This window comes from Roseivirga sp. 4D4 (assembly GCF_001747095.1).
GTDB lineage: Bacteria > Bacteroidota > Bacteroidia > Cytophagales > Cyclobacteriaceae > Roseivirga.
This window is the reverse complement of the sequence record NZ_MDGP01000001.1, coordinates 2,609,029-2,634,138: the sequence shown is the minus strand read 5'-3', so window position 1 is coordinate 2,634,138 and position 25,110 is coordinate 2,609,029. Positions and strand designations below refer to the sequence as shown.

The 25,110-nt window shown below is 41.5% G+C and carries 21 protein-coding genes; 11 read left to right on the top strand and 10 right to left on the bottom strand.

The genetic code is table 11. From position 1 onward, the window contains the following. Window positions 1–481 precede the first annotated feature (481 nt). The gene (gene sucD, locus BFP97_RS11580) at window positions 482–1,357 is read left to right on the top strand and encodes a succinate--CoA ligase subunit alpha (RefSeq protein ID WP_069842577.1); all 876 of its coding nucleotides are present in this window, start codon (window positions 482–484) and stop codon (window positions 1,355–1,357) included. A 441-nt stretch (window positions 1,358–1,798) separates the two neighbouring features. Here sucD and rny read toward each other — a convergent pair whose 3' ends face one another. From rny to rpsT, 7 genes are all read right to left on the bottom strand, one after another. Further along, on the bottom strand, window positions 1,799–3,364 hold the full coding sequence (rny, locus tag BFP97_RS11575) for a ribonuclease Y (protein ID WP_069842576.1): 1,566 nt from the start codon (window positions 3,362–3,364) through the stop codon (window positions 1,799–1,801). A 49-nt stretch (window positions 3,365–3,413) separates the two neighbouring features. Further along, window positions 3,414–3,701 carry a cell division protein ZapA gene (locus BFP97_RS11570; protein WP_069842575.1) on the bottom strand — a complete coding sequence of 96 codons (288 nt, stop codon included), beginning with the start codon at window positions 3,699–3,701 and terminating at the stop codon, window positions 3,414–3,416. A gap of 14 nt (window positions 3,702–3,715) precedes the next feature. After that, window positions 3,716–4,009, bottom strand: a complete 294-nt coding sequence (locus BFP97_RS11565) for a hypothetical protein (protein ID WP_069842574.1) — start codon at window positions 4,007–4,009, stop codon at window positions 3,716–3,718. Continuing rightward, window positions 4,009–6,423: a phenylalanine--tRNA ligase subunit beta gene (gene pheT / locus BFP97_RS11560; RefSeq protein ID WP_069842573.1), complete on the bottom strand. Its 2,415-nt coding sequence runs from the start codon at window positions 6,421–6,423 to the stop codon at window positions 4,009–4,011. Before pheT ends, BFP97_RS11565 begins: the two co-directional genes overlap by 1 nt. Before the next feature lie 65 nt (window positions 6,424–6,488). Next, entirely contained in the window at window positions 6,489–7,106 is a 618-nt protein-coding gene (locus tag BFP97_RS11555) for a DUF1684 domain-containing protein (protein ID WP_069842572.1), read from the bottom strand. 102 nt (window positions 7,107–7,208) lie between these two features. Next, window positions 7,209–7,898 (bottom strand): RadC family protein, encoded by a 690-nt coding sequence (gene radC / locus BFP97_RS11550; RefSeq protein WP_069842571.1) that lies wholly within the window; start codon window positions 7,896–7,898, stop codon window positions 7,209–7,211. Window positions 7,899–8,006: 108 nt separating this feature from the next. Then, window positions 8,007–8,258, bottom strand: coding sequence for a 30S ribosomal protein S20 (rpsT, locus tag BFP97_RS11545; protein ID WP_069842570.1), 252 nt, complete (start codon window positions 8,256–8,258; stop codon window positions 8,007–8,009). A gap of 179 nt (window positions 8,259–8,437) precedes the next feature. Between rpsT and BFP97_RS11540 the strand changes: the two genes are divergently transcribed. After that, on the top strand, window positions 8,438–9,181 hold the full coding sequence (locus BFP97_RS11540) for a hypothetical protein (protein WP_069842569.1): 744 nt from the start codon (window positions 8,438–8,440) through the stop codon (window positions 9,179–9,181). Here the strand turns inward: BFP97_RS11540 and BFP97_RS11535 are convergent, their stop codons facing one another. After that, complete coding sequence (locus BFP97_RS11535) at window positions 9,182–11,029, bottom strand: hypothetical protein (protein WP_139135280.1); 1,848 nt, start codon at window positions 11,027–11,029, stop codon at window positions 9,182–9,184. A 150-nt stretch (window positions 11,030–11,179) separates the two neighbouring features. Between BFP97_RS11535 and BFP97_RS11530 the strand changes: the two genes are divergently transcribed. Further along, a complete protein-coding gene (locus BFP97_RS11530; RefSeq protein ID WP_069842567.1) occupies window positions 11,180–11,683 on the top strand; it encodes a hypothetical protein in 504 nt (167 codons plus the stop codon). A gap of 33 nt (window positions 11,684–11,716) precedes the next feature. Here BFP97_RS11530 and ytxJ read toward each other — a convergent pair whose 3' ends face one another. Beyond that, entirely contained in the window at window positions 11,717–12,085 is a 369-nt protein-coding gene (ytxJ, locus tag BFP97_RS11525) for a bacillithiol system redox-active protein YtxJ (RefSeq protein WP_069842566.1), read from the bottom strand. Between the two features lie 4 nt (window positions 12,086–12,089). Then, entirely contained in the window at window positions 12,090–14,069 is a 1,980-nt protein-coding gene (locus tag BFP97_RS11520; protein ID WP_083262710.1) for a thiamine pyrophosphate-dependent enzyme, read from the bottom strand. A gap of 87 nt (window positions 14,070–14,156) precedes the next feature. Between BFP97_RS11520 and BFP97_RS11515 the strand changes: the two genes are divergently transcribed. The 8 genes from BFP97_RS11515 (at window position 14,157) to BFP97_RS11480 (ending at window position 25,101) form a co-directional block, all read left to right on the top strand. Further along, on the top strand, window positions 14,157–15,395 hold the full coding sequence (locus tag BFP97_RS11515; RefSeq protein WP_069842564.1) for a M16 family metallopeptidase: 1,239 nt from the start codon (window positions 14,157–14,159) through the stop codon (window positions 15,393–15,395). Between the two features lie 2 nt (window positions 15,396–15,397). Further along, complete coding sequence (ispF, locus tag BFP97_RS11510) at window positions 15,398–15,877, top strand: 2-C-methyl-D-erythritol 2,4-cyclodiphosphate synthase (protein ID WP_069842563.1); 480 nt, start codon at window positions 15,398–15,400, stop codon at window positions 15,875–15,877. Continuing rightward, on the top strand, window positions 15,874–16,554 hold the full coding sequence (gene mnmD, locus BFP97_RS11505; protein WP_069842562.1) for a tRNA (5-methylaminomethyl-2-thiouridine)(34)-methyltransferase MnmD: 681 nt from the start codon (window positions 15,874–15,876) through the stop codon (window positions 16,552–16,554). The genes ispF and mnmD overlap by 4 nt, the downstream gene beginning before the upstream one ends. An 85-nt stretch (window positions 16,555–16,639) precedes the next feature. After that, window positions 16,640–17,059 carry a hypothetical protein gene (locus BFP97_RS11500; RefSeq protein WP_069842561.1) on the top strand — a complete coding sequence of 140 codons (420 nt, stop codon included), beginning with the start codon at window positions 16,640–16,642 and terminating at the stop codon, window positions 17,057–17,059. Further along, complete coding sequence (locus BFP97_RS11495; protein ID WP_069842560.1) at window positions 17,056–20,130, top strand: T9SS type A sorting domain-containing protein; 3,075 nt, start codon at window positions 17,056–17,058, stop codon at window positions 20,128–20,130. The genes BFP97_RS11500 and BFP97_RS11495 overlap by 4 nt, the downstream gene beginning before the upstream one ends. A gap of 173 nt (window positions 20,131–20,303) precedes the next feature. Next, window positions 20,304–20,708 carry a hypothetical protein gene (locus BFP97_RS11490; RefSeq protein ID WP_069842559.1) on the top strand — a complete coding sequence of 135 codons (405 nt, stop codon included), beginning with the start codon at window positions 20,304–20,306 and terminating at the stop codon, window positions 20,706–20,708. Between the two features lie 8 nt (window positions 20,709–20,716). Continuing rightward, window positions 20,717–24,421 (top strand): T9SS type A sorting domain-containing protein, encoded by a 3,705-nt coding sequence (locus tag BFP97_RS11485; protein WP_069842558.1) that lies wholly within the window; start codon window positions 20,717–20,719, stop codon window positions 24,419–24,421. A gap of 254 nt (window positions 24,422–24,675) precedes the next feature. Beyond that, window positions 24,676–25,101, top strand: a complete 426-nt coding sequence (locus BFP97_RS11480; protein ID WP_069842557.1) for a hypothetical protein — start codon at window positions 24,676–24,678, stop codon at window positions 25,099–25,101. Window positions 25,102–25,110: the final 9 nt, after the last annotated feature.

Below are 25,110 nucleotides of genomic sequence, written 5' to 3'. Positions count from 1 at the left end.
TTTGCTTAATGACAAAAGATAAAGGAATGAATAGAATTATCATATACCACCTATCTAAATGACTGATGGTGGATTATATGTTTTCGTAAGATAAGGTAATTAGGCCAGTTAAAATTGACTGTCAAATGCCTATTTCAGGTAGTCAATAAATAGAAAGAGCCCCGACAAATCGGGGCCCTCTCATCTTCAACCTTAAAATACTAAAAACTAACTAACTATGTTTAAATCGCTCTCTTGTAGAATTTAATTCTGATCTTACTTCACTTATCTCTCTCTTTTAGAATTAACTTCTGCAATATAGACGCTGGCTTGTGCGAAATAGTTTCAATTGATCAAGCATTTTTTTAGTTAAAAAGCGTTAAACGGAGCACCGTCAATTTTATGGGTGCGTCTTCCAGATTAAAGGATGTTTCTTGAAGTACATTCTCTTTGGTCGAGCCATTTTATATTCTATTTTTGCGTCAAAATTAAACCCACTGCGATGAGCGTTTTAGTGAATAATGATTCGAAAGTGATTGTGCAAGGATTTACCGGTTCTGAGGGTACATTTCATGCTGGTCAAATGATTGAATATGGCACCAATGTAGTTGGAGGTGTTACACCTGGAAAAGGAGGACAGACGCATTTAGATAAACCGGTTTTTAACACTGTGGAAGATGCAGTGAATGAGACAGGTGCTAATGTTTCTATCATCTTCGTTCCCCCTGCGTTTGCAGCGGATGCGATTATGGAGGCGGCAGATGCTGGGATTAAAGTAATCATCGCAATCACTGAAGGTATTCCAGTGAAAGATATGGTTTATGCCAAGGAATACATCAAAGGAAAAGATGTTACACTTGTTGGACCTAACTGTCCTGGTGTTATTACTCCGGGTGAAGCGAAAGTGGGTATCATGCCTGGTTTTGTTTTCAAGAAAGGAAGAGTAGGGTTGGTTTCTAAATCAGGTACTTTGACTTATGAGGCAGCGGATCAATTGGCTAAGGCTGGTCTGGGTATTTCTACTGCCATCGGTATCGGTGGTGATCCAATTATTGGAACTCCTACCAAGAATGCAGTTGAATTGTTGATGGAAGACCCGGAAACAGATGCAATTGTAATGATTGGTGAGATTGGTGGGAACTATGAAGCTTTAGCAGCTGAGTATATTCAGAGCACAGGTAACAAAAAACCTGTGGTAGGATTTATTGCTGGGCAGACAGCGCCTCCAGGTAGAAGAATGGGACATGCTGGTGCCATTATCGGTGGAGCAGAAGATACCGCAGAAGCTAAAATGAGAATTATGGCTGAATGTGGAATTCACGTTGCTAAGTCACCAGCTGACATTGGAGAAACAATGGCGAAAGTCTTGAATGGATAAGAATTAGTATAATCATGAAAAAGCCTCCCGATTGATTCGGGAGGCTTTTTTTATGCACTTAGAATAATAGTATCAAGCAAATTACGATCAGCAGCAGTAATAACTCAAACTGCCGTGACACGTGCTGAACTGCTTTAGAAAAAAAGTTCATGACTATTTGGTTTTGGTTGTTGGTTAATCAATTAAACAAGTGCGTGCGTGTTTGATTGGCCAATGTGTAAGAGGAGGGGTCACCATACGTGACCCCGAATCCAAGAGACTCAACTAAATCAGACTACTATTGAATCTTTACTGACTATATCAAAGTTGATGTTTTAAGCAGGGGAGGACAATACCTAGTTTTGGGTATTTTTAAAATAGCACCATGAATTGAGTCCATAAAAAAAGTCGAATACAACAATTGTTGCATTCGACTTTGACAAGTTCTTGTTAATAAAATGCCTATTTAGCGTAGTTTACGGCCCGCATTTCACGAATTACAGTGACCTTGATTTGGCCAGGGTACTGCATCTCTTTTTCTATCTTCTGAGAGATGTCGAAAGACAATTGACCCGCCAGAGTGTCAGTCACGGACTCGGCATCTACCATCACCCTAAGCTCTCTACCTGCCTGGATCGCGTAGCATTTGTTCACCCCTTCAAACCCAAGGGCAAGTGCCTCAAGGTCTTTCAATCGCTTGATGTAAGATTCCATAACCTCTCTTCTGGCACCAGGTCTGGCACCTGAAATAGCATCACAAGCTTGAACCAATGGGGATATCATCGAAGTCATTTCAACCTCATCATGGTGTGCGCCAATGGCGTTACATACGGCAGGGTGTTCCTTGTATTTTTTGGCCAGTTCCATACCGAGAATTGCGTGAGGTAACTCTGGCTCCTCAGGCCATACCTTTCCAATATCATGAAGAAGGCCTGCGCGTTTTGCGCGTTTAGTGTTTAGCCCAAGCTCTGAAGCCATGGTGGCACATAGGTTGGCAACTTCTCTTGAGTGCTGTAACAGATTTTGACCATATGACGATCTAAATCGCATACGACCCACCATCTTAATCAATTCTGGATGAAGGCCATGAATCCCCAAATCGATCACGGTTCTTTCTCCAATTTCAGAGATTTCCTCCTCTATATTTTTTGTGGTCTTTGAAACTACTTCTTCAATTCGCGCAGGGTGAATTCTACCATCAGTCACCAATCTGTGAAGAGACAGTCTTGCAATCTCGCGCCTTACCGGATCAAAGCCTGAAATGATAATGGCCTCAGGTGTGTCATCGACAATAATCTCGACTCCTGTTGCAGCTTCCAGCGCCCGAATGTTTCTTCCTTCACGACCAATGATTTTTCCTTTGATGTCATCACTTTCGATATTAAAAATAGACACACAGTTTTCAATGGCATGTTCAGTCGCTGTCCTCTGGATCGACTCGATCACAATCTTCTTGGCTTCTTTAGCCCCGGAAAGTTTGGCTTCATCAATGATGTCTTTGACTAGGGCAGAAGCTTTAGATTCTGCTTCGTCTTTGAGCGTTTCAATAAGTTGTTCTCGGGCTTCATCAGCGGAAAGGTTGGCTACTTTTTCTAAAGCTTTCACCTTAGCTTCAACCTTGTTTTCCAACTCTTCTTTACGCTTCTTGACAATCTCCAACTGAGCTTCTACATTCTCTTTCATGCTGTCAAGCTCAGCTTCCTTGCGGCTAATGTTTTCCTGTAAACTAGAGATCTTAGATTCTCTTTGCTTCAGCTTATTCTCATTAGAGATGATTTGATTCTTCTTGCGATTGGCTTCTTCTTCGAAGTCGGCCTTGATTTTTATGTATTTCTCACGGGCTTCTAGAATCTTGTCCTTTTTGATGCTCTCAGCTGTAATCTCAGCTTCCTTGACAAGTAATTTGCTCTTTTCCTCTATTTCTAAGAGGGCCTTTTTGTTTGCTTTTTGCAAAGCTATTCGCCCTAAAAAAATTCCTAGTGCCAATGCTCCAATGGCTACTAGTATAATAGTAAGTATATCTCCCATAGGTATTTATAATCTATACAGGAGAAGAAATGTAGAGTTGAAATTGAGCTTAAGAGATAGCGTCTTTGATCATTTGGTTCAACGATTGAATCTTGTCTTCTGTAGTGCTATCGATTGCACCTGAGGACTCTTCACTTTTTAATTTGGCAACCATACAATCAAAAGCGACCATGGCTAACAAATCTTCTTTATCGTCAATACCGAACTTTTCTCGGTAGGATTTTAACTGATCATTAATGTATTTACCAGCAGTACGTACCCTTTCCTCTTCGTCCGGTTTCACCTTCATTGGGTACTCACGGTCTCCTATTTTTAATCTTACTGATAGAAGATCCATCTATTTTATGTGGCTTAGCTCAGATGCGAAATGCATCTGTCTATCTCTTTAATATACTCGTTTAACTTAAGTTTCAACTCAGCAGATTCTTCCTTCTCTACTGTAGTACTTGATACAATTTTAGCGATTTTATCCTGATTTTGAAAATCTGATAATTGCGCTTTCAGTGCTTCAACTTCTGCCTGAAGTTGGTTGTTTTTCTGCAGCAATTGGTCCTTGGCTTCCTTCTCTTTTTGTTGTGAATTTATCAAAGACTTGAGGTTATTCTCAAGCTGAAGGAGCTTTTGGTCAATTGATTCAGCAGCCATTATTTTCTAATTATTGCACCTAGTTCTTTTTCAAATCCTTGGATGAGTCTGTTCATGGTTTTATCAATCACTTTGTCATTCAGGGTTTTTTCCTGGTCTTGCAAGAAGAAGCTTATCGCGTAAGCCTTCTGGTTTTCACCAATCTTATCACCTTCATAAACATCAAAGACACTCGTTCTTGTGATAAGTTGTCTTTCAAGTTTCAAGGCAAGTTTCCTAATCTGGTCAAAATTTATCGCTTTGTCAACAACTAATGATAAGTCTCGCTTAACTTCTGGGAATTTGGAGATAGGTCTAAAGTCTACACCGAGTGGATAGAGTGACTGTAGGAATGTCCAATCTATGTCTGCCATGAAGACTTCTTGCTTCACATCACAGAGCTTGGTAAGTTTTGCATTCACCTTACCCATCGTTAACAGCGGTTTTTTTCTAGTGGAAACTGTTAAGCCGTAGGCGAATAAGTCACTGTCAGATTCAGAAGTTTCGTAATTGTCTATACCGAACTTGTTGAGTAGTTGACTTATGGTGGTCTTCAAATCAAAGTAGTGTGCCTCCCTTTTCTTCTCGAGCCAATTCTCCTCAGTATTATTCCCTGTAATGAAAAGCGTTAGTCGCTCTCTCTCTTTGTATTTGTCGTTGACCTTGTGATAGGTCTTTCCGAATTCGAAAAGCCGAAGGTTTGTTTGTCTTCGTTTGATATTTCTTTCAATGACCTCGAGCCCATTGAATAGAAGACTTTGGCGCATCACGTTCAGGTCTTCGCTCAGAAAGTTTAAGATGTCAACGTTTTGGCTATCATCAAGGCTCTCAGTTGCTTCTGCGTAGGTGTGTTTGGTCAATGAGTTCGTAACAATTTCATTGTAGCTACTCCCAGCCAGTAACCTGGAGATCTCAAGCTGAATGGCATCAGCATCCCTTTGTGGGAACTCCGAAAGGAAAGTGCTGCTGAGTGTGTCTTTTAATTCAATGTTATTGTAACCGTAGATTCTAAGTACTTCTTCAACGATGTCTGCCTCGCGTTGAACATCAACTCGATAAGGCGGTACAATGGCCGTAAATCCTTCAGCTGTTTCATTAGAAACTTCGATATCAAGACTGATGAGAATGTCTTTTATTTGATCCTGAGATAAGGTCTTGCCGATAAGTCGATTGATGTTTCTGTAAGTCACTGGTACCTCAAACGGACCGATAGGGTCAGGATAAATGTCGGTGATTTCAGAACTGACCTGACCTCCGGCTACTTCCTTGATTAATAGTGCTGCATACTTTAATGCGTACACGGTCATGTTCGGATCGGTACCACGCTCATAACGGAAACTTGCATCAGTCTTAAGCTGATGTGTTTGGGCAGTCTTTCTGATATAGTCAGGAGAGAAGTAGGCACTTTCCAGGAAAACATTGGTGGTTTTTTCTGTTACACCCGACTTTATACCCCCAAAGACTCCGGCAATGCACATGCCGTCTTTCTCATTGCAAATCATGAGATCCCTATCCGATAGAGTCCTTTCCTTTTCGTCCAAAGTGGTGAACTTGGTGCCTGCTGGCATAGTTTTGACCACTATATGATCTCCTGTAATGGCAGCAGCATCGAAAGCATGCATGGGTTGACCAAGACTATGTAATATATAGTTGGTCACATCAACCACATTGTTTGTGGGGTTGATGCCAATCGTCATAAGCTTCGTCTTTAACCAATCAGGTGACTCTTTTACACTCACTCCTGTGATTGACAGGGCCGAATATCTTGGACAGGCCTCAGTATTTTCAACTGTTACCTTGGTTTTGCTTGAGGTGTTATCAATTTCAAAGGCTTCTACTGACGGCAATGAAATTTCTCTATGGAAGAGCGCCTTTAAATCTCGGGCAGTACCTAAATGTGAAGCTGCATCAGCTCGGTTGGGTGTTAGCCCAATTTCATATACAAAATCTGATTCCAGATTAAAGTAGTCTGCCGCTGGTGTTCCATTCGGAAGGTCCGTATCTAAGACCATAATGCCATCATGACTGGCTCCAAGACCTATTTCATCCTCAGCACAAATCATACCCATTGAGACCTCACCCCTAATCTTCGCCTTTTTAATTTTAAAAGGCTCTCCACCGGAAGGATAGAGCATGCTGTTAACGGTTGCCACGACAACTTTTTGTCCAGCGGCCACGTTTGGAGCTCCACATACAATTGGGGAAGCTTCTTCAGTACCTATGTCTACAGTAGTAACGCTCAGTTTATCTGCATTAGGGTGTTTGGAGCAAGTGAGTACTTCGCCAATCACTAAGCCCTTTAGTCCTCCTTTAATACTTTCTATCTCTTCAAGTCCTTCTACTTCAAGGCCCGAATGTGTCAATAAATCTCCTATTTCAGTGGGAGATTCGGGTAAGTTAATGTATTGCTTAAGCCAATTGAGAGAAATCTTCATGAGTATTGAATTGCTCGTATTAAAAGAAAGCCAAAATTAAGGATTTAGCCTTTTGATTTGGTGCATTAGTCAACTTTATACAGCTTTTCGCCTGCTTCAATGGCAATATCCAGCATGTTTTCTCTAGGAGGGATTGGACAACTGAATTCTGCATTGAAATGGCAGTAGGGATTGTACGCATTGTTGAAGTCAATGGTGACCGCATTTGTATTCCTGTATTGCACGTCTAAGTATCTTCCGCCACCGTAGGTTTCACGGGCACTGGTGTCATCAGCAAACATCAGGGACAGTTTATTAGGGTCCTTCTCTTCCCAGTCTTGATAAAGAATGACGCGTTGTTGGCTGCCATTGATTTTAAAATCGGCATAGGCGAAAGGGATGTACTTAAGCTCTTCTCCAGTGGTAGATGGAATGAAGATCGGTTGTTTCTTATCTATCAAGGTGAGCTTAGCTGTTACCTTGAAGTTTTCATCGATTGGATAATAGTTCAGTCCTTTAAAGTCACGCTTATCTTCCTCAGTAAGGGGCGAAGTGGACGAGAGCATGAAGCTATTTTTATCTTTGCGGTCTGTTTCGAGTCTTTCGATATAGTCTTCAGAATTTTCACCTACTGTGAGAAAGTTGAGGACGGTGATGGCAACTATGGCCACAACAAGCAAGCCGAAGATTGTATTTCGCTTCATTCAAGTAGATTCAATCAATGCACAAATGCAATGCGAAGTTATACTTGAACGACCTGAAAATGAAATATTAATGACTGTATCTCTGCCTGGTTAGGATGGAGCCTAGAGCATGTTTTCGTCCATGAAACTTAAGTAACCTTCGTCAGCAAAAATGATATGATCCAGTATCGGGATTTCGAGTAATGAGCCGGCCTCCTTGAGTTTTTTGGTTAATCGAATATCTGCTTCGCTGGCTTTTAAGTTTCCGCTTGGATGATTGTGTACAAGTATGATTCCACTAGCCAAATTTTCCAGCGCTACTTTGAAAACTACTTTTGGGTCGACTACCGTTCCTGAAATGCCCCCAAGACTGATTGGCTTTTTATGGATCACTCTGTTACTTCTATTCATAAGAATAACCCAGAATTGCTCAGTAGGTTGATCCATCAATTCGGGTTTCATCAATCGGTAGGCATCTTGTGAGGCTAGAATTTGGGGTCTTACTTGACTTGAAATGTCTTTTCTTCTTCTGCCTAGCTCTAGTGCACTCACTATTGAAATGGCCTTTGCCTCGCCAATGCCATTGAACTTCGTCAAATCTTGTATACCCAATTTAGCAAGTTGATTGAGATCATTATGGACGGACGAGAGGATGCTTTTTGATAATTCTACAGCGCTTTGACTTTGAGAACCTGAACCGATAAGTATGGCAACCAGTTCCGCTTCGGAAAGTGAAGACTTACCTTTTAACTGGAGTTTTTCTCTGGGTCTATCTTCTTCGGCCCAACTAAGGATGGTCAGCTTTTTATTCATGCATTAAATATTAGCATGAATAAATATAAAATAATAAGTAAAATAATACAGAGTAGACATAAAAAAACCGGAACACATGGTGAACCGGTTCTTTCAATTTTCTTGTTATTAAAGGCTATTCACCATTTTAGTCAATTTTGACTTATTGTTGGCTGCCTTGTTTTTATGAATAATGTTCTTCTTAGCAAGTTTGTCCAACATGCTGATCACTTTCTTCAAAAGCTCTTGAGCTTCGCTCTTGTCAGAAGTGCCTCTCAACCTTTTGATAAAAGTACGAGTGGTTTTGTTCTGATATCTGTTTCTCAAACGCTTCGCTTCGTTTGATCTGATCCTTTTTAATGCTGACTTATGATTTGCCATTTACTCTACGCTTTCTAAATTGGGATGCAAAGATAGGTCTATTTCAAATAATTGCAAAAACTTGCAATTAAATTTCAGAGATAATTTACCCAGCTGCTCACTGCGATCATTTGCCCTCCATCAAATATCAATTCTATTTTTCGATCGATTTGTATATTTTGAGATATAAACGAGAGCTTATGAAAACTTTATCTACACTCTTAATCATCTCAATAAGCCTTTTAACAGGTCTGAATACGAGTAAATCAACCTTAGCCAATGCTCTTGAGGGGGCATGGGAAATAGAGACAGTTAATGGAGAGAAACTAGCACATCGAGGCGCTATGTTAATCCAAGCACCCTATGCATTCTATACTGAATTCGATGTTGAAAAGAAGATTTTTGTCGGTAGTCAGGGAGGAATGATTGAAATAATGGGCAATAAGATGTCTCTCAAGATGGAGTTTGATACTTGGAATCCTGAACGTATTGGTCAGGAATATGAGATTACCGCCAGTTTGAAAGGTAGTCAGGTGACATTGAATTTTGAAGCTGATGGAGAGGCATTTGAAATGAAGCTGAACAGATCTGATAATGGGAGTGGAGATTTAGCAGGAGCTTGGCGTATTACGGATCGCATGAGAAATGGGGAAATGACTGCGATGCGAATGGGGCCTAGAAAGACAATTAAAATGATCACGGGTACTCGATTTCAATGGGCAGCCTATAATCCCGATACCAAGCAGTTTTCAGGAACGGGTGGCGGAACAGTGATTCTTGAAAACGGGAAATACAATGAACATATAGAGTTCTTTTCACGCAACCCTGACCGTGTCGGTGCTGATCTCAGCTTTGACTACAAGGTGAACGGTGACAAATGGGACCATAGTGGATTGAGTTCTACTGGTAATCTCATTAGAGAAATCTGGACCAAGCAAAAGTAATTACCTCACCCTTTTAAAAGTAGCCACTTTACTGTCAGGTGTACTGATAAAGTTTGAGGGTCTAGGGTCACCGAGCTCTGTAGCGAGCTTAAGTTCAAAGGTATCTTCATCCTTGAATCTGATAATACCTTTCATTTTGCCAATAGAATTGCCAGAGGATTTGAATACAAAGTCCAGTTGATTAGGCGTATTAAATGAATTGATCTCGTACTCCAAGTCGATCTCCATACCTCCTTGGGTGTAGTCATAGCCTCCAAGGGTGTCACCTTTGTCACTGATCATCATAGCAATGTCATCACTATAGAATCTAAAGTATCCATTGTCATTCTCACCTTCAGCGCCACCATACCAGGTGCCAAGAAGTGCCAACTTTAGGTTTGTCGGTTTATATGTAGTGCTTGTAGAAGTGTTGCTTGTGTAGCTACTAGTCTTTTTCAAAGTACCATAAGATAGGTCGGTCAAATAGTAACCTTGATCCCAGTATTTTCGAATTTCTTCCTTAGGAAAAGTACTTGAGGCAATTAGCTGCTGAGGCCGACTACTACTGTATTTATTCATCACGAGTACCCACCAGTCATCTTCACGCGAAAGTTGTGCCACCGAGTAACCTTGACTTTGATATTCTTTAATCTCTGACTCCGGAAATTGCGATTTTTTAAACCATTTTTGTCCTCTGATATTGGTGTCTTGAGAAGACACAAGAACCCATCGATCTACGCCATAAGCAATCTCGGTTATCCATAACCCATCATCTCCAAATTCCTTAATTTTATCGGAGGGGAAAGAACTTCCTTTAGTTGCCCAACGTTGCCTGCCATAAGCCCCCCCTTTAGAAAATACAATGGCCCACACTCCATTCCCATAGTTTACCTCTGTGATCCGGTAACCATCATCCCATTTTCCTTTAATATCATCTTTTGGCCATTCTTTACGCGTAATCCAGGTCTGGGTAGAATATCCAGTGCCTTTGGACATAATCAGACTCCATTTATCATTGTCATAACTCAAGTCAGATATATGATAACCATCATCCCAGTCACTCTTGATAGCGTCTTTAGGAAATGCATCTCGCGTCTTCCATCGCTGAAGGTTATAGCCATTGTATTTCGTCATGATCCCCACATAGTTCTTTCCTGCGGGTAGGCTGGATGCTAAAGAGAGATCTTTGGGTTTGAGATAGGAAACATCTAAATAATCAATCTGTACGGTGGTATTTGGAGCAACCATAAAACCTACCTTATCGCTAGTCACGGTGTGATAACTCTTTGTAGTTAGGAGTTTCTCATTGAAAAAATAGTAATAGGTATTGCCCTTCTTCCTTACAGTGATTTTGTTAAACGCACTGGTATTCACCAAGTCTGATTTTGTAAAAGGAACAATGCTTTGGTATTCAGATCCGACTTTTTTGGAGAACACATATTTGCCTTGTCCGGTAAAGCCGAAATGATACTTGTCACGATTATTCTCATCCATATTCCAAACAAGGTCGTTTGACGAGTTTTCCTTGCCCGTAACAAATTTCACCCTGGTCTCAATTTGCCAATCACGTGACCAGTCCATATCGGTAAGGGTGTGCCAGATCATTTGAGCACTCGTATTCATAGATATCCAGTCCAATACACCATCATGTATTTTGCCCATTCGAGAGCCACTGCGATAAACTTCCCACTTACTATTCGGTTCGCTGAAGTTCTCACGATACACCCTGGTTTTATCCGAGCTACCGTAGTCTGAATAACGACTTTGAGATAGTAAAGAACCTATTGAAATGTAAAAAAGCAGAGACAGTAACATGCCTCTTGAGAAAAGACGAGAAGTCACAATAGTACGTTTTGGTTGGTTCTTCAAGATAAGAATTTCTACTGAAATCAAAGGATCATCAGGGTGGCTAAATTGCCGGAAAGCAATTTTTGGCACGGTAATGGAATAAAGACAATCAATGCATTAATTAAGTGGTCCGGACCTTGAAATGAATTTGAACATTAAAATCTCAAGGTTATGAAAAGAGCTTTACTAACAATAGCGATAATATTATTCACTGGTTTGTCAGCTGATTTGTTGGCACAACGCACCAGGCAAGACAATAGAAAGCCTCGCAAGGAAGAAGCCTTGAATAATAGACGAGAAGGTAAGAAGCCTAAAAGAAATGATAGGGGCTTCAGAGCAGAGCGAACCTCAAGAGTAGTTGATAGAAGGGTTAGGAGAGATAGAGGTTGGAGAAATTACGGCTACTCAAATACTGTAGGTCGTAGAAACATCAGATACTATGACTACGATTTCAGAAGGGGCAGAAGAATCCTTGTCAACAGAGGATACAGACCTAGCAACAGACATATATGGGTTGCTGGTCACTGGAGATACAGTCCTCGTTTTAGAAGAGATGTTTGGGTAGATGGTCGTTGGACTGTCCGAAGAGCAAATCACAGATGGGTACCTGGTAGATACCAAAGATTCAACGGTGTCAGAATTTGGGTTGACGGTTGTTGGACGGTCGTATATTAACATAGAAGCTTCTTGAGAAATCAAGAAGCTTTTTTATTGCACCTGACTTTTTAATGCATCAAAAGAAACCTGCATGTGTGAGGCGTCATAAATGGCCTTTCCATCTTTCAGGAGAATAACCTGAGGAGATTCATGATAAACTTGGAAGTTTTGAGCTACAGCATTGGATACATTCCTAAAGCTTATCAAGTCCAATATGTAAGGCTTCATGGGGTTGTCTTCACTCGTCCAAGTTCTCTCAAGCCGGTCTAAGACCATACTTGAAATCCCACATCGCGTACTGTGCTTGTAGATAAGTACAGGTTGTTCCTTGCTTTCTTCAACCAACTCTTGGATCTGGTCCTCAGAGGTGAGTAGGTTCCAATTAACTCCTTCAACAGGTTTACTTTTTTTCCAGAACATGGGCTTAATATGCTGCTAAGTTTTTCAGCTTTTCTATAAGTCTTTTTTGAGGTAAAAAGTTTTCTTCTAGTGGCTTAGTAAAAGGAACCGGTGTGTCCAAACTGGCCTCGCGCATAACAGGAGCATCTAAATGCTCGAAACAATGTTCACTGATCCAGGCAGATATTTCAGCACCAATTCCACCAATCAAAGTGTCCTCATGCAATACCAAAACTTTGTTTGTCTTTTTAACAGACAACTCGACAGATTCCTTGTCCCAAGGTAACAGTGTTCTTAAATCTAAAATGTCCGCTGATATACCATCCAGGGCATTAATGGCTTCTTTAGCCCAATGAACACCCATGCCATAAGTGATGATGCTAAAGTCTTCGCCAGTTTCTGTCAGTACAGCTTTGCCCACTGGTGTGGTGTAGTAATCCACAGGAATTTCCTGGCTGTGCGAACGATAAAGCGCCTTATGCTCGAAGAATAAATATGGATTTGGATCCTCGATAGCAGCGTTTAGCATGCCTTTGGCATCATGTGCATTTGATGGATAAAGTATTTTCAAACCAGGCGTATGGAAAAACCAAGCCTCATTAGACTGTGAATGAAATGGCCCAGCACCAACACCAGCTCCCGTTGGCATGCGTACTACCACATCAGCATTTTGACCCCATCTATAATGAATCTTGGCCAGGTTATTTACGATTTGGTTAAACCCACAGGTGACAAAGTCTGCAAACTGCATTTCCACAACAGCTTTATAGCCATTTATGCAAAGCCCCAGCCCGGTGCCGATAATGGCTGATTCACAAAGTGGCGTATTCCTCACGCGTTCTCTTCCAAATTGGTCGACAAAGCCCTCTGTGATTTTGAAGACGCCTCCATAGTCACCAATATCCTGACCCATGATCACCAAATTGGAATATTTCTCCATGCTCTGTCGCAAGCTGTCAGAGATGGCATCAACCAGTCTTCTTTCAGATTTGGTCTCGGTCTTAGGCATGATAACCTCTTGTTCAAAAGGCTCGAACAAGTCTGCTAATTCCTGTTCCTGGTTTACGGTGGGCAAAGGTTCGGCATAGGCAGTTTCCAAACCTTCATCAATATCTTCTTTGATCTTTTTTCTGATCTCGGCAATTGTGGCTTCATCCAGAACGCCTTGTTTTATAAGGTACTGTTCGTAATTCTCAACAGGATCTTTTTTCGCCCAATGCTCCATCAGCGCTTTGGGCACATACTTGGTTCCACTGGCCTCTTCATGACCTCTCATTCTAAAAGTCATGGCTTCCAAAATGATCGGCTTAGGATCTTGTCTTATTTCTTCGGCCAACTCCTTAATGGTTCGATGTACTTCTAAAATATTGTTTCCATCTACCTGAACTGCCTTGATTCCATAGGCAGGGCCTTTGTCCACAAAGTACTTAAAGCGGTATTGTTCTCGGCTAGGTGTTGAAAGTCCATAACCATTGTTCTCAATCACGAAGATTACAGGCAAATCCCAAACGGCTGCTACGTTCAAGGCTTCATGAAAATCCCCTTCAGAGCTGGCGCCATCTCCCGTGAATACCAAGGTCGCTTTGTTTTCGGCTTTGAGCTTATTGGCTAGGGCAATACCATCAGCCAAGGCCATTTGCGGCCCTAGGTGCGAGATCATGCCAACGATATGATGCTCCTTGGTACCGAAATGAAAGGACCGATCTCTGCCTTTGGTAAAGCCACTCATTTTGCCTTGAAACTGTGCAAAAAGCCTGTGGTAAGGTACGTTTCTACCTGTAAAGACACCGAGGTTCCGATGCATAGGTAGAATGAATTCATCCTGTGCAATGGCATTGACTGCTCCAACCGATACAGCTTCCTGACCAATGCCCGAAAACCACTTGCTGATTTTGCCCTGACGAAGTAGGATCAACATCTTTTCCTCGATCATGCGAGGTCTTAGAATTTGTTCGTAAAGGTCTAGAAGTTCCTGGTTGGAATAACCGGCTTTTTTGAATCTCATAGGTTTGGATGTAGCAGGCAAAATTAAAGTAATGGCGCTATTGCTAAAATTAAAGATCATATTTTTAATTTCGCTCACCTTCCTACAATGATAGCATACGAAAGTTTTGTTTTAGATAATGGGTTGAAAGTAGTGGTTCATGAAGACCATTCTTCCCCAATGGCAGTTGTTAACTTACTCTATAAAGTTGGAGCTAGAGATGAGCAGCAGGAAAAAACCGGTTTTGCACACCTCTTTGAGCACTTAATGTTTGGTGGCTCTAAGCATGTACCCTCGTTTGATGAGCCACTACAGTTTGTTGGTGGTGATAACAATGCTTTTACCTCCAATGACATTACCAACTACTATATCACAGTTCCCTCAGCGAATTTAGAAACAGCCTTTTGGCTGGAGTCTGACAGAATGCTCAGTTTATCTTTCGACCCGAAGGTTTTGGAAGTTCAACGATCGGTGGTTATTGAAGAATTTAAACAGCGCTACCTGAATCAACCCTATGGAGATGTTTGGTTAAAGCTTCGGCCTTTGGCCTACAAAAAACACCCTTATAAGTGGCCCACTATTGGGGAAAAGATTGAGCATATAGAAGAGGCGACTATGGAAGATGTCAAGGCCTTCTTTCACAAGTACTACGTACCGAACAATGCAGTATTAGTGGTTGGGGGAGATGTGACAGTCGATCAGGTAAAAGCATTGAGTGAGAAATGGTTTGCTCCTATACCGAAAGGAAAGACCATAGCAAGAGAGATTCCGGTGGAGCCAAGCCAAAAGTCTTATCAGTTGCTAGAGGTTGAAGAAAACGTTCCGGTGGATGCTCTGTATTTGACCTTTCATATGGCCGGTAGAAATGATGAAACTTATCATGCCGAAGATTTATTAAGTGATATTCTGGGGAGAGGTAAATCAAGCAGACTTTATCAGGCGTTGGTTGAAGATAAGCAAGTGTTTAATTCCCTGAGTGCCTATGTAATGGGTTCAATTGATCCGGGACTCCTCGTCATTCAAGGGAAATTGAATGGAAATCACAGTCTTGAAACGGCCGAGAATGCTGTTTGGGAATTACTTGAAGATTTTAAGTCGGACAAGCTGAAAGAACAAGAATTGGAGAAAGTCAAAAACAAGGCAGAGTCTACAATGGTTTTCTCGGAGATGGAGTTACTCAATCGAGCAATGAATTTGGCCTATGCTGAGATGCTGGGTGATTTGGACCTAGTCAATCAAGAGGTAGTAAAAGTAAGAGCTGTAACTTCAGATACTGTAATGCAGGCTGCACACCGCATACTGCGTAAAGAAAATGCCTCTGTATTAAGATATAAAGCAAAGCGATAGTCATGAAAATTAGAACAGGATTTGGGTACGATGTTCATAAGCTGGAAGCAGGTAAAGACTTTTGGCTAGGAGGTATCAAGGTGCCGCACAGTCATGGTGCTGTGGGACATTCAGATGCTGATGTTCTAATACATGTTATCTGTGATGCCCTTTTGGGTGCTGCTAATATGCGAGATATTGGATATCATTTTTCCGATCAGGATCCCAAATTCAAAGGAATTGACAGTAAGATATTGCTGAAGGAAGTAATGGAGTTGATTCGAGGAGCAGGATATGAAGTAGGTAACATTGACTCTACCATTTGTTTACAACAACCAAAAGTCAACCCCCATATCCCAGCGATGAAAACATGCCTTTGTGATGTTATTGGGATCGAAGAGGAGGATTTGTCAATAAAAGCAACAACCACTGAGAAGCTAGGTTTTGTAGGTAAAGAAGAAGGTGTAGCCGCTTTCGCTACCGTGCTGATCACTAAGTCATGAGTTCCATAAGAATCATTAAAACCGAAGATGGTTCGCAGTCTTTGTACAATGAGAAACTCAATGAAACCTATCACTCTACGCATGGTGCGCTAACAGAGTCTCAGTATGTTTTTATAGAACAAGGCCTGGACTTGCTGGTCGAAAGAGGGGAGAAAGAAGTTAGAATCCTTGAGGTAGGTTTCGGGACCGGATTAAATGCCCTATTGGTTCAGGAGTATGCGCTGAGAAACCCTGATTTAAAGATCCACTTTTCCACCCTAGAGCCCTTTCCTTTATCTCCAGATTTAATTTCGGAGTTGAAATATGATGAATTAATAGATCATATAACCCGAGAAGATTTCGAAAGGCTTCATGCGTGTGCATGGGAGACTTCCTTGCCACTTCTAGAAAACTTTACTTTCACAAAGTATAAATGTCCTTTGGCTGAGTTTAAGGCTGAATTCAGATTTGATATTGTCTTCTACGATGCTTTTGCACCCAGCAAGCAACCTGAAATGTGGGAGAAAGCGTTGCTTTCTAAAGTTTATTCGTTGTTAAATGACAGTGGAGTATTTGTGACTTATTGTGCCCGAGGTCAACTGAAAAGAGATTTGGCTGACTTAGGGTTAACAGTTGAAACGCTTCCTGGACCTCCTGGTAAAAAGGAAATGGTAAGGGCCATTAAGCCATCGATTTAAAAGCTGTTGCCTCTTACCCAAACCTCTTTCTCCCTAGGAGAAAATGGCAGATAAATTGTATCTTCCATGGTAAAGAATAGCACAGATGACCCTTAGCAAAACAAAAAACGCCATTATTCCTATTCTCTTTTTTTCTCTTTGGATAGGGCTTGCCGGCTGTAAAAGTGTTAACACAACACAGAAGTCTATTAATGTTCCTGAAGATCAGACTGTTTTGACTCCTCAAAAACTACCCAGAAAGGCCATTAGGCTGAGTGGTGAGGTGATTACGGATGTTGCATTGATTAACAACCGGAAGATGTTTAATCTAAGAGTTAGTGCAGTTGAAGGTATCGGATCAAACTTCAGGACAAAGGAACCAGAAGCAGGTGAAACGGTTAGTATCAATTCACCCTCGGATATTGCTTTTGAAAAGGGCGAAGTAGTTTTGGTAGATGTTGCAGCTACTAAGAATCAAACAGGGGATAACTTAATGTTTAACCTATTAAGAAAGGTTGTGAAATGAACAAACGAATACTCTATATAACATCTTTACTTCTTATTGCATCTTTGTCATTCCTAGTGATAGACCGAGCATCAGTCAATCATGTTTCATCGAGAACTATAGAAGACCGCCAATTCGGTGATATCGAACTTGACCAAAAAGAGAGAGAAGATAAAAATACTAACCCAAGAGCAAGAGCGGAGTTTGAATTCAATCAGCTTAAGGATCCGGCAACTGGTAAGATTCCGGCCTTAATTCGTCAAAAGGAGCTAAAATTTGCGGAGGAGAATTTAGTGGAGAAAATTGATGCAAGACCTAGATTCCAACGTGCTCAAGCCAGTGGGGCTAATGCAACAAACGAGGCCACATTTCAGAATTTCGGACCTTTTCATATCGGTGGTAGAACCAGAGCTCTGGCTATTGATGTAGCTGATGAAAACAACATTCTTGCAGGTGGCGTGAGTGGAGGAGTCTGGAGGTCTACAGACGAAGGTGCCTCATGGACAAAGACCAGTGGCCTAACACAGCATCCGGCAGTTACAGATATCATCCAAGATACAAGAGCTGGAAAGACGAATACTTGGTATTACTCCACTGGAGAGATGCTTGAGAGTAGTGCAGAAATCAATAGTGACTTTTACTTCGGAAATGGTATCTATAAATCAGAAGACAATGGTGTTACCTGGTCACCAATAGCATCCACTATTATTGATGGTTTTGATAATACTCCTGGTGTTGTGAGTCAAGGTGACTTTACCTTGGTGGATGAATTAAATATAGACATCTCAAATCCGAATGGGACCGAAATATATGCTGCAGGTATTGGGAAAATAATCAGGAGTGAAGACGGTTTCGAAACCTACGAGATTGTATTGGGGTCCAATGATGATGAGAATTGGACGGACTTAGAAATTACTTCCACAGGTAAGGTGTTTGCAGTCATTTGTAATCTCTCACCCAGTGGGACTAACGGTGACCAAGGTCTTTTTGAGTCCGAGGACGGTATCAATTGGACAAAAATTGATTTTCCTACAGGTTTTCCGGCTACCTTATTAAGAGCGGAAATGGCCATTGATCCCCAAAACGAAAACAGACTTTATTTTGCGAGTGTGACCAATGAAGACTTGGATAATAATGTTAATGAAGGAAATCTTTTACTCTATGATGATGACACGGATACATGGACGGATTTAACGGATAACATGGGGCTGGGTAATGACTTCTTCGCTAGTCATTATACGCAATTTGGCTATGATTTTTACTTGGCGGTACATCCTGGCGATGATCAAGTGCTTTTCTTAGGAGGCGCTAATCTTCTAAGGTCTACAGATGGTTTTACAACAGATGATAATAGGTCCAAAGTTGGAGGTTATAACACTGCCAACCAGTCAGGATTGTATAATAACCAACACCCTGATCAACATAGCTTTGCATTTTTTCCTTCCGACCCGAACAAAATGTTGTCAGGAACCGATGGTGGTGTCCATATAACAACTGACAATGTAGCTCCAGCTGCCTCAAACACAACCGAACCTATTACGTGGACAGATTTGAATAATGGTTATATCACTTCTCAGTTTTATCACTTGGCCATTCAGAAGTATGACTACGCAGATGATCAAGTCGTGGGTGGTATGCAAGACAATAGCAGCTTTGCCAAATTTACTGATGAGACCGATGAGGAATGGACGCAGGTGCTTACCGCTGATGGTGCTTATTCAGCGATTACGTATAATTCGTTAATTGTATCCACTCAGTTGATCGGAGCTATCAGACGTTATGAGCTTGTTGGCAATACGTATCAAAATGCTTTTGATATCTCTCCTGATCCTAGCCAAAATGGTAATGAGTTCTTGTTCGTTACTCCAATCACTTACAACCCTGTTGCTCAAGATCAGTATTTCATTGCAGCAAGGGGAAAAGTATATTTCACCAATGACGTGAGAGAAAATCCGGGTACTGGCGAATGGGATGAAATACGCGGTGGAAGCCTACCCAATAATTCAAGAGTATCTGCGCTGGCACTGTCCCATCAGCCGGAGGGAGTACTCTATTTTGGAACCCGAAGTGGCACTATGTTCAAAATTGATGATGTTCGAAATCTTGAGGATGGAACAGCGCCTGAAATTTTGGATACAAGCGAATTACCAGCCGGTAATATAGCGGCTATAGCAGTCGACCCGAGTGATGCAGACAATGTAGTGATTGTAATTTCTAATTATAATATAAGGAGCGTTTGGCAATCTGTAGATGGTGGGGAATCTTGGTCTTCTATATCAGGAAATTTGGAAGAGAACTCAGACGGCACAGGTAATGGTCCTTCTGTTAGAGCCGTTGCCATTATGCCGGATGACCAAGGAGGAAACTACTATTTTGTGGGTACTTCTGTTGGTCTATACATGACCCAGACTTTGGATGGTGACAATACCGTTTGGACCCAGCAGTCGCCAGATGTCATCGGACAGGTAGTTGTTAGTTGGATTACAACCAGACCGATTGATGGTACAGTGGCTGTTTCGACACACGGTAATGGAGTTTTTAAGGCACAGTATGATGTCGGTCATTATCCTAACATCAACTACTCAATAGATGCACAGACTGGTCAAATTGTAATGAGAGCCAATTTGTCCTTCGATTCATCTACACCCTTTGCCTATGAATGGATAAGGGATGGAGAAGCAATACCTAATTCAAATGGAGATTCATTCACGAGTAACTTGACGGGTTCTTATCAAGCAAGGGTAACCCATCTGGATGGCACTACGGCATTATCCAACACTATTGTCTATGAGGGAGATGATATTACCTCAATTGACAATAACCTACTAACGGAGATTGAAGAGATAGTAGTAGATGCTAATCCTTCAAACGGGGTCTTTAATCTGGCCTTTCCTAATCAGTATATAGGTGATTTTGATCTGACTGTAGTGGGCGCTGATGGTCAACAAAAAGTAGCTAATACCATTCAGGGATATAGCGAAGGAGATCAGGTTCCAATTGACTTGAGTAATCTTCCTGATGGTTTATATGTCTTAAATGTGGCCAATGAAAATGCTCGTTCTTCGATTAAATTATTAAAACGTTCTAACTAAGGATACCTGACATTCGCGTACACCAGATTGATGATGAAATAGCCATTTGTGTATGCTATCACTCATTGACATAAAGTAATGTCCATCCCTAAATTTTTGTGAACTCAATTGTCGGGGTCATTTCCTTCATTCCTAGGAGATAAATTGTATATTTCGTCCCCAATAAAAATGGAATGGACTACTACGCTAAAAAACCTCTATTGTTTCTTTCTTTGCTGGTGTTGGCAGCGCTTATGACCAATTGCTCTGCCGCCAAAAACTTAAATACCTATAGTGTCAATACGGAAGGTGTTTTGGAAGCCCAGATCGAGCGAATGAACAAAGATGCGATTCGGTTGAAAGGTCAGATTATGACAAAGGCTCAAAAAATTGCTGATCGATATCAGTATGAGTTTAAAGTGACCGAAGTTGTTAAGTTGGGGTCTACCTTTTCTACTGCTGAACCTAAAGTAGGAGAGACGGTTTTGCTCTATACCCCAGGAGTAGTCTTCAAGAAGAATAGCGAAGTGATGATGGATGCCTTCTCAACACCGAGAGGATCGGATGAGCCATTGACCCTAAACATGATTGTAGAATAAGACTAGACATGAAGAAATTATTTCTAACACTTACTGTGCTTAGCGTAGCACTACTTATTGCGATATATTTCAATCGTAACCAACGGCCACCTTATCATGTGGCTGTTCAAAAAACATCAGTGAATAGTGCTGAAATAGTACAATCTTTTAGAAATCAGGGCGAAGAAAGTGAGAACCCGGATGAGAGGATTGATTATGAGATAGACATGCTGAAAAACCCGGAAACCGGACAGGTACCGGCATATATTCACCAACGTGAGTTGGCCTTCGCGAAGAAAAACCTGAATCTCATTAAAGAAGTAAGGAGTGGAGCTGCAGGTAATGTGAGAAGTGCGGCAGCTGCTACATCAACCCAGACAGAGGATTTCATCAACAGAGGGCCTTATCATATTGGTGGACGTACGCGTGCACTGGGACTTGACGTGAATAATGAAGATATAATTCTGGCTGGTGGAGTCTCAGGGGGTATGTGGAGAACTACAGATGGAGGAGCTTCCTGGACAAGAACCACAGCGCTGGAACAACATCCCGCTGTAAGTGCCTTGGTTCAAGATACTAGGTCTGGAAAGACAAATGAATGGTACTATTCTACAGGAGAGAGAAGAGGAAATTCAGCGACCAATAATGGAGATATATACGTAGGTAATGGTATATATAAATCTACCGATAATGGTGCTTCTTGGACGCTAATAGATGCCACCGCTGTGGTTGGTACAAGTGGTACAGATGTAATCTTAAACAATAGAGCAGAGTTTGCTCTTATTGACGATTTGGCCATAGACCTGTCAAATACTGAAGGGACGGAGATATATGCTGCTGGCTCTAGTGAGATCATCAGGTCAACAGATGGTTTTGAAACTTGGGATATTGTCTTGGGTTCTGAAAACACAGGAAGGAATTTCACGGATGTTGCTATTACTTCAGGTGGCAAGGTATATGCTACGATTGCCAACTCAAGCTTTAATGGTGCTAATGCAGTTGACGGTTTCTTTAAGTCTGATGATGGTATAACATGGACAGAAATAGATTTTCCAACAGGGTTCCCGACTACTTCTACAAGACTAGAATTGGGAATTGATCCTTCTGATGAGGATAGGATTTATGTTTTGGCACCTAACAATCTTTTCCTATACAGTGATGCAACAGGTACCTGGAGCGATTTAACCCCAAGGTTAGATGTCATTACAGATGACGGTATCAATGGGCATGATGCTCAGGGAGGATATAATTTGTTAGTCACAGTACACCCTGATGACCCCGATGTAGTTTATGTTGGTGGAATAAATCTGTTAAGGTCAACGGATGGTTTTACTACAGATGCGAACCGATCTCAAGTTGGAGGATACCGACCAGGCAATTGTTGTAGACTGTACCCCGATCAGCACCCTGATCAGCATGCTACTGTCTTCTTTCCTTCTGATGCGAATAAAATGCTCTCAGGCACAGATGGTGGAGTTGCAGTAACAGACGACAATTTGGCTGCGACAAATACAATAACACCAATCGACTGGACTTCATTAAATAATGGTTATCTAACTACACAATTCTATCACATTGATATTCATAATTATGACCTTGGCGACAATCAAATATCTGGCGGTCTGCAAGACAACAGTACTTGGGCGGTTTTTGATCCGGAACCTGATGCTGAATGGACAGATGTAGGTACAGGTGATGGTGCGTTTACGGCTATTACTTATAATTCATTAGTTGTTTCTTCTCAAAGAGGAAATGTGTTTCGTTATGAAACCGATGAGAACAGGGTTTATCAATTTGAGGCAAATATATCTCCTACTAGTGATGACAATGATTACTTGTTTATAAACCCATACACTTATAACCCAGTTCACCAAGATCAATTGTTCATTGGCGCTAGAGGAAGAGTCTTTACCACGAATGATGTCCGTACCAACCCAGGCAATGGAGATTGGATAGAAATCGGTGGCCCGAATTCATTGACCAATCAAAACGTATCAGCATTGGCGGTCTCAACGCAGCCTGAAGGCGTACTCTATTTTGCCACGCGATCCGGCCGACTCTATAAAGTTGATCAAGTGCGAGATATTGAAGAAGGTGTTGAAGCCGTTGAACTAAATAGAGATGGGTTGCCAGTCGGTAATGTTTCAAGCATAACAGTAGACCCGAATGATGCGGACAAAGTAGTGGCAACTTTTTCTAATTATGAAGTAATCAGCGTTTGGTATACCGAGGATGGAGGCGATTCATGGTCATCTATTTCTGGTAATTTGGAAGAAAGCCCTAGCGGTGCAGGAGCTGGACCGTCTGTTAGGTCCTCTGCGATAATGCCTGACGGCAATGGAGGTGCTTACTATTTTGTTGGTACATCTGTAGGGTTGTTTATGACACAAACACTTGATGGAGACAATACCGTGTGGACTCAGCAAGGGGTAAACCAAATAGGTAATGTGGTGGTGTCAACAGTTCGAGTAAGACCGATAGAGGGAGTTGTTGTTGCTTCAACACATGGTAATGGTGTTTTCAAAGCTACCTATGAAGTAGGTACGGTTCCAAACATTAACTACTCGCTCCAAGCTGAACCAAATACAGCATTGCTTCGAGGTAATGTGTCCTTTGTTGAGGGCAAAGGGATGAATTACCAGTGGCTCAAGGATGGTGTAGTAATCGAGGGTGAGACGAGCAATACCTTATTAGTCACTGAAGGAGGAGATTATCAGCTCAGCTTGGCTATTCAGGGTAATGAAAATCGAGGATTCTCTAATACAGTTTCGTTTAATTTTGATGGTACCGGCCCTGATGTGAGCTCAATCACGAGGCTCGATCCTACTGATGAAAATACGACCGGAACGACAGTTCAATTTCAAGTTACTTTCTCAGAGTCTGTACTAAATGTTGACGCCACAGACTTCGAAACTTCTGGTGATGCTTCCGGTACTATTGGTGATGTCACAGTGGTGGCTGAAGGAACGGTCTTTAATGTGACTGTAAACAATATTGGTGGGAATGGAACACTAAGCCTTGACGTTGCAGCCTCTACTGATATCACAGATGCAGTTGGTAACGCATTTACAGGAACTGTGATTTCGGAGGAAAACTATACAATTCAGGATGGTACAGCTCCGACCTCTGCCATTACTCGTGGAACTCCAATGGATGAGACGACAGATCAAAACAGAGTAACTTTTACAGTGACTTTCACAGAGGCTGTCCAAAATGTTGATGTTAGCGACTTTGCTCTTTCTGCTGGATCGCCCTCAGCTGCCCTTAGCTCTGTTACTGAAACAAGTGCCGGAGTTTACGCGGTTGAAGTAATTGATATTGTTGAGGACGGCACGCTCGGACTTGATTTCGTTGCAGGTCAGGATATTCAAGATAATGCCGGAAATGTTTTCGATGGTACTGTTACCACCGATGAAACCTATACCATCGAGAATGTTATCACTTCTATTGATGATCCTCTTCTTGTGAATGTTCAAAGGATAATAGTAGATGCTAACCCGTCAACGGGTCTGTTCAACCTTGCTTTCCCTAACACATTCATAGGTGATTTTGAAATGAGAGTCGTGGATGCGCAAGGTAGAGTTACGGTAGTACGAGAAGTCAAGGGATATACGAGCGGCAGTCAGGTAGAATTAAACCTCACAGGTTCACCAGATGGCCTGTATATACTCAAGGCGTCTAATGGCCGAAGCGCAGCGTCAATCAAGCTGCTTAAATCAAGTAGCTCAAGATAGTCTTAAAGGAGGTGGTTTTCACCTCCTTTTTTAATGCTCAGGCCTTCCTGGTATAGCTCATTCTTAATGTAAAATGACGGTTTTAATTACCGCTCGTTAGTGATTTTAAAAATGTGAACTGCATTTATTTGTGTTTAAAGAGTACTTTATTGACTAATAACTAGGCCTTTAGTCATGTTTTACATAAATGGACTAGAAGAGTCAGATTTTTATATTATAATCACTTTTAACTTTCACCTACACAACATTCTGTAATGGATCAGTACTCTAGGGTACGTACCACGCTGACTACAGGTACGCTATTCTTAATGGTCATATCGGCTTGTTCCGTATCTCGGAACTCATATGCTGTCCAGTCTCCAAACAATAAAGTAGATTCTTCTCAAAAAGTGATCAATGTAGCGCCAGCCACAATGGTCAAAGATGCCATCCGCTTGCAGGGGCTTATAATGTCTGTCAAGGGAAAAAAAGATGGTTGGTATCAGTATCAATTCCAAGTTAATAAAACGCTGAAGTACGGTGCCACCTTTGCGAGCATCGAGCCACAACAAGAAGAAGTAGTAGTGCTCAATACTTCCAAGAAGCTTGATTCAAAACCAGGAGATGAAATTATAGTGGATGTAACCACGCCTAGAGAACGTCATGTAGGTAAGTTGATGATTTTTAAAGTCTCAGAATAGTTGTCACTT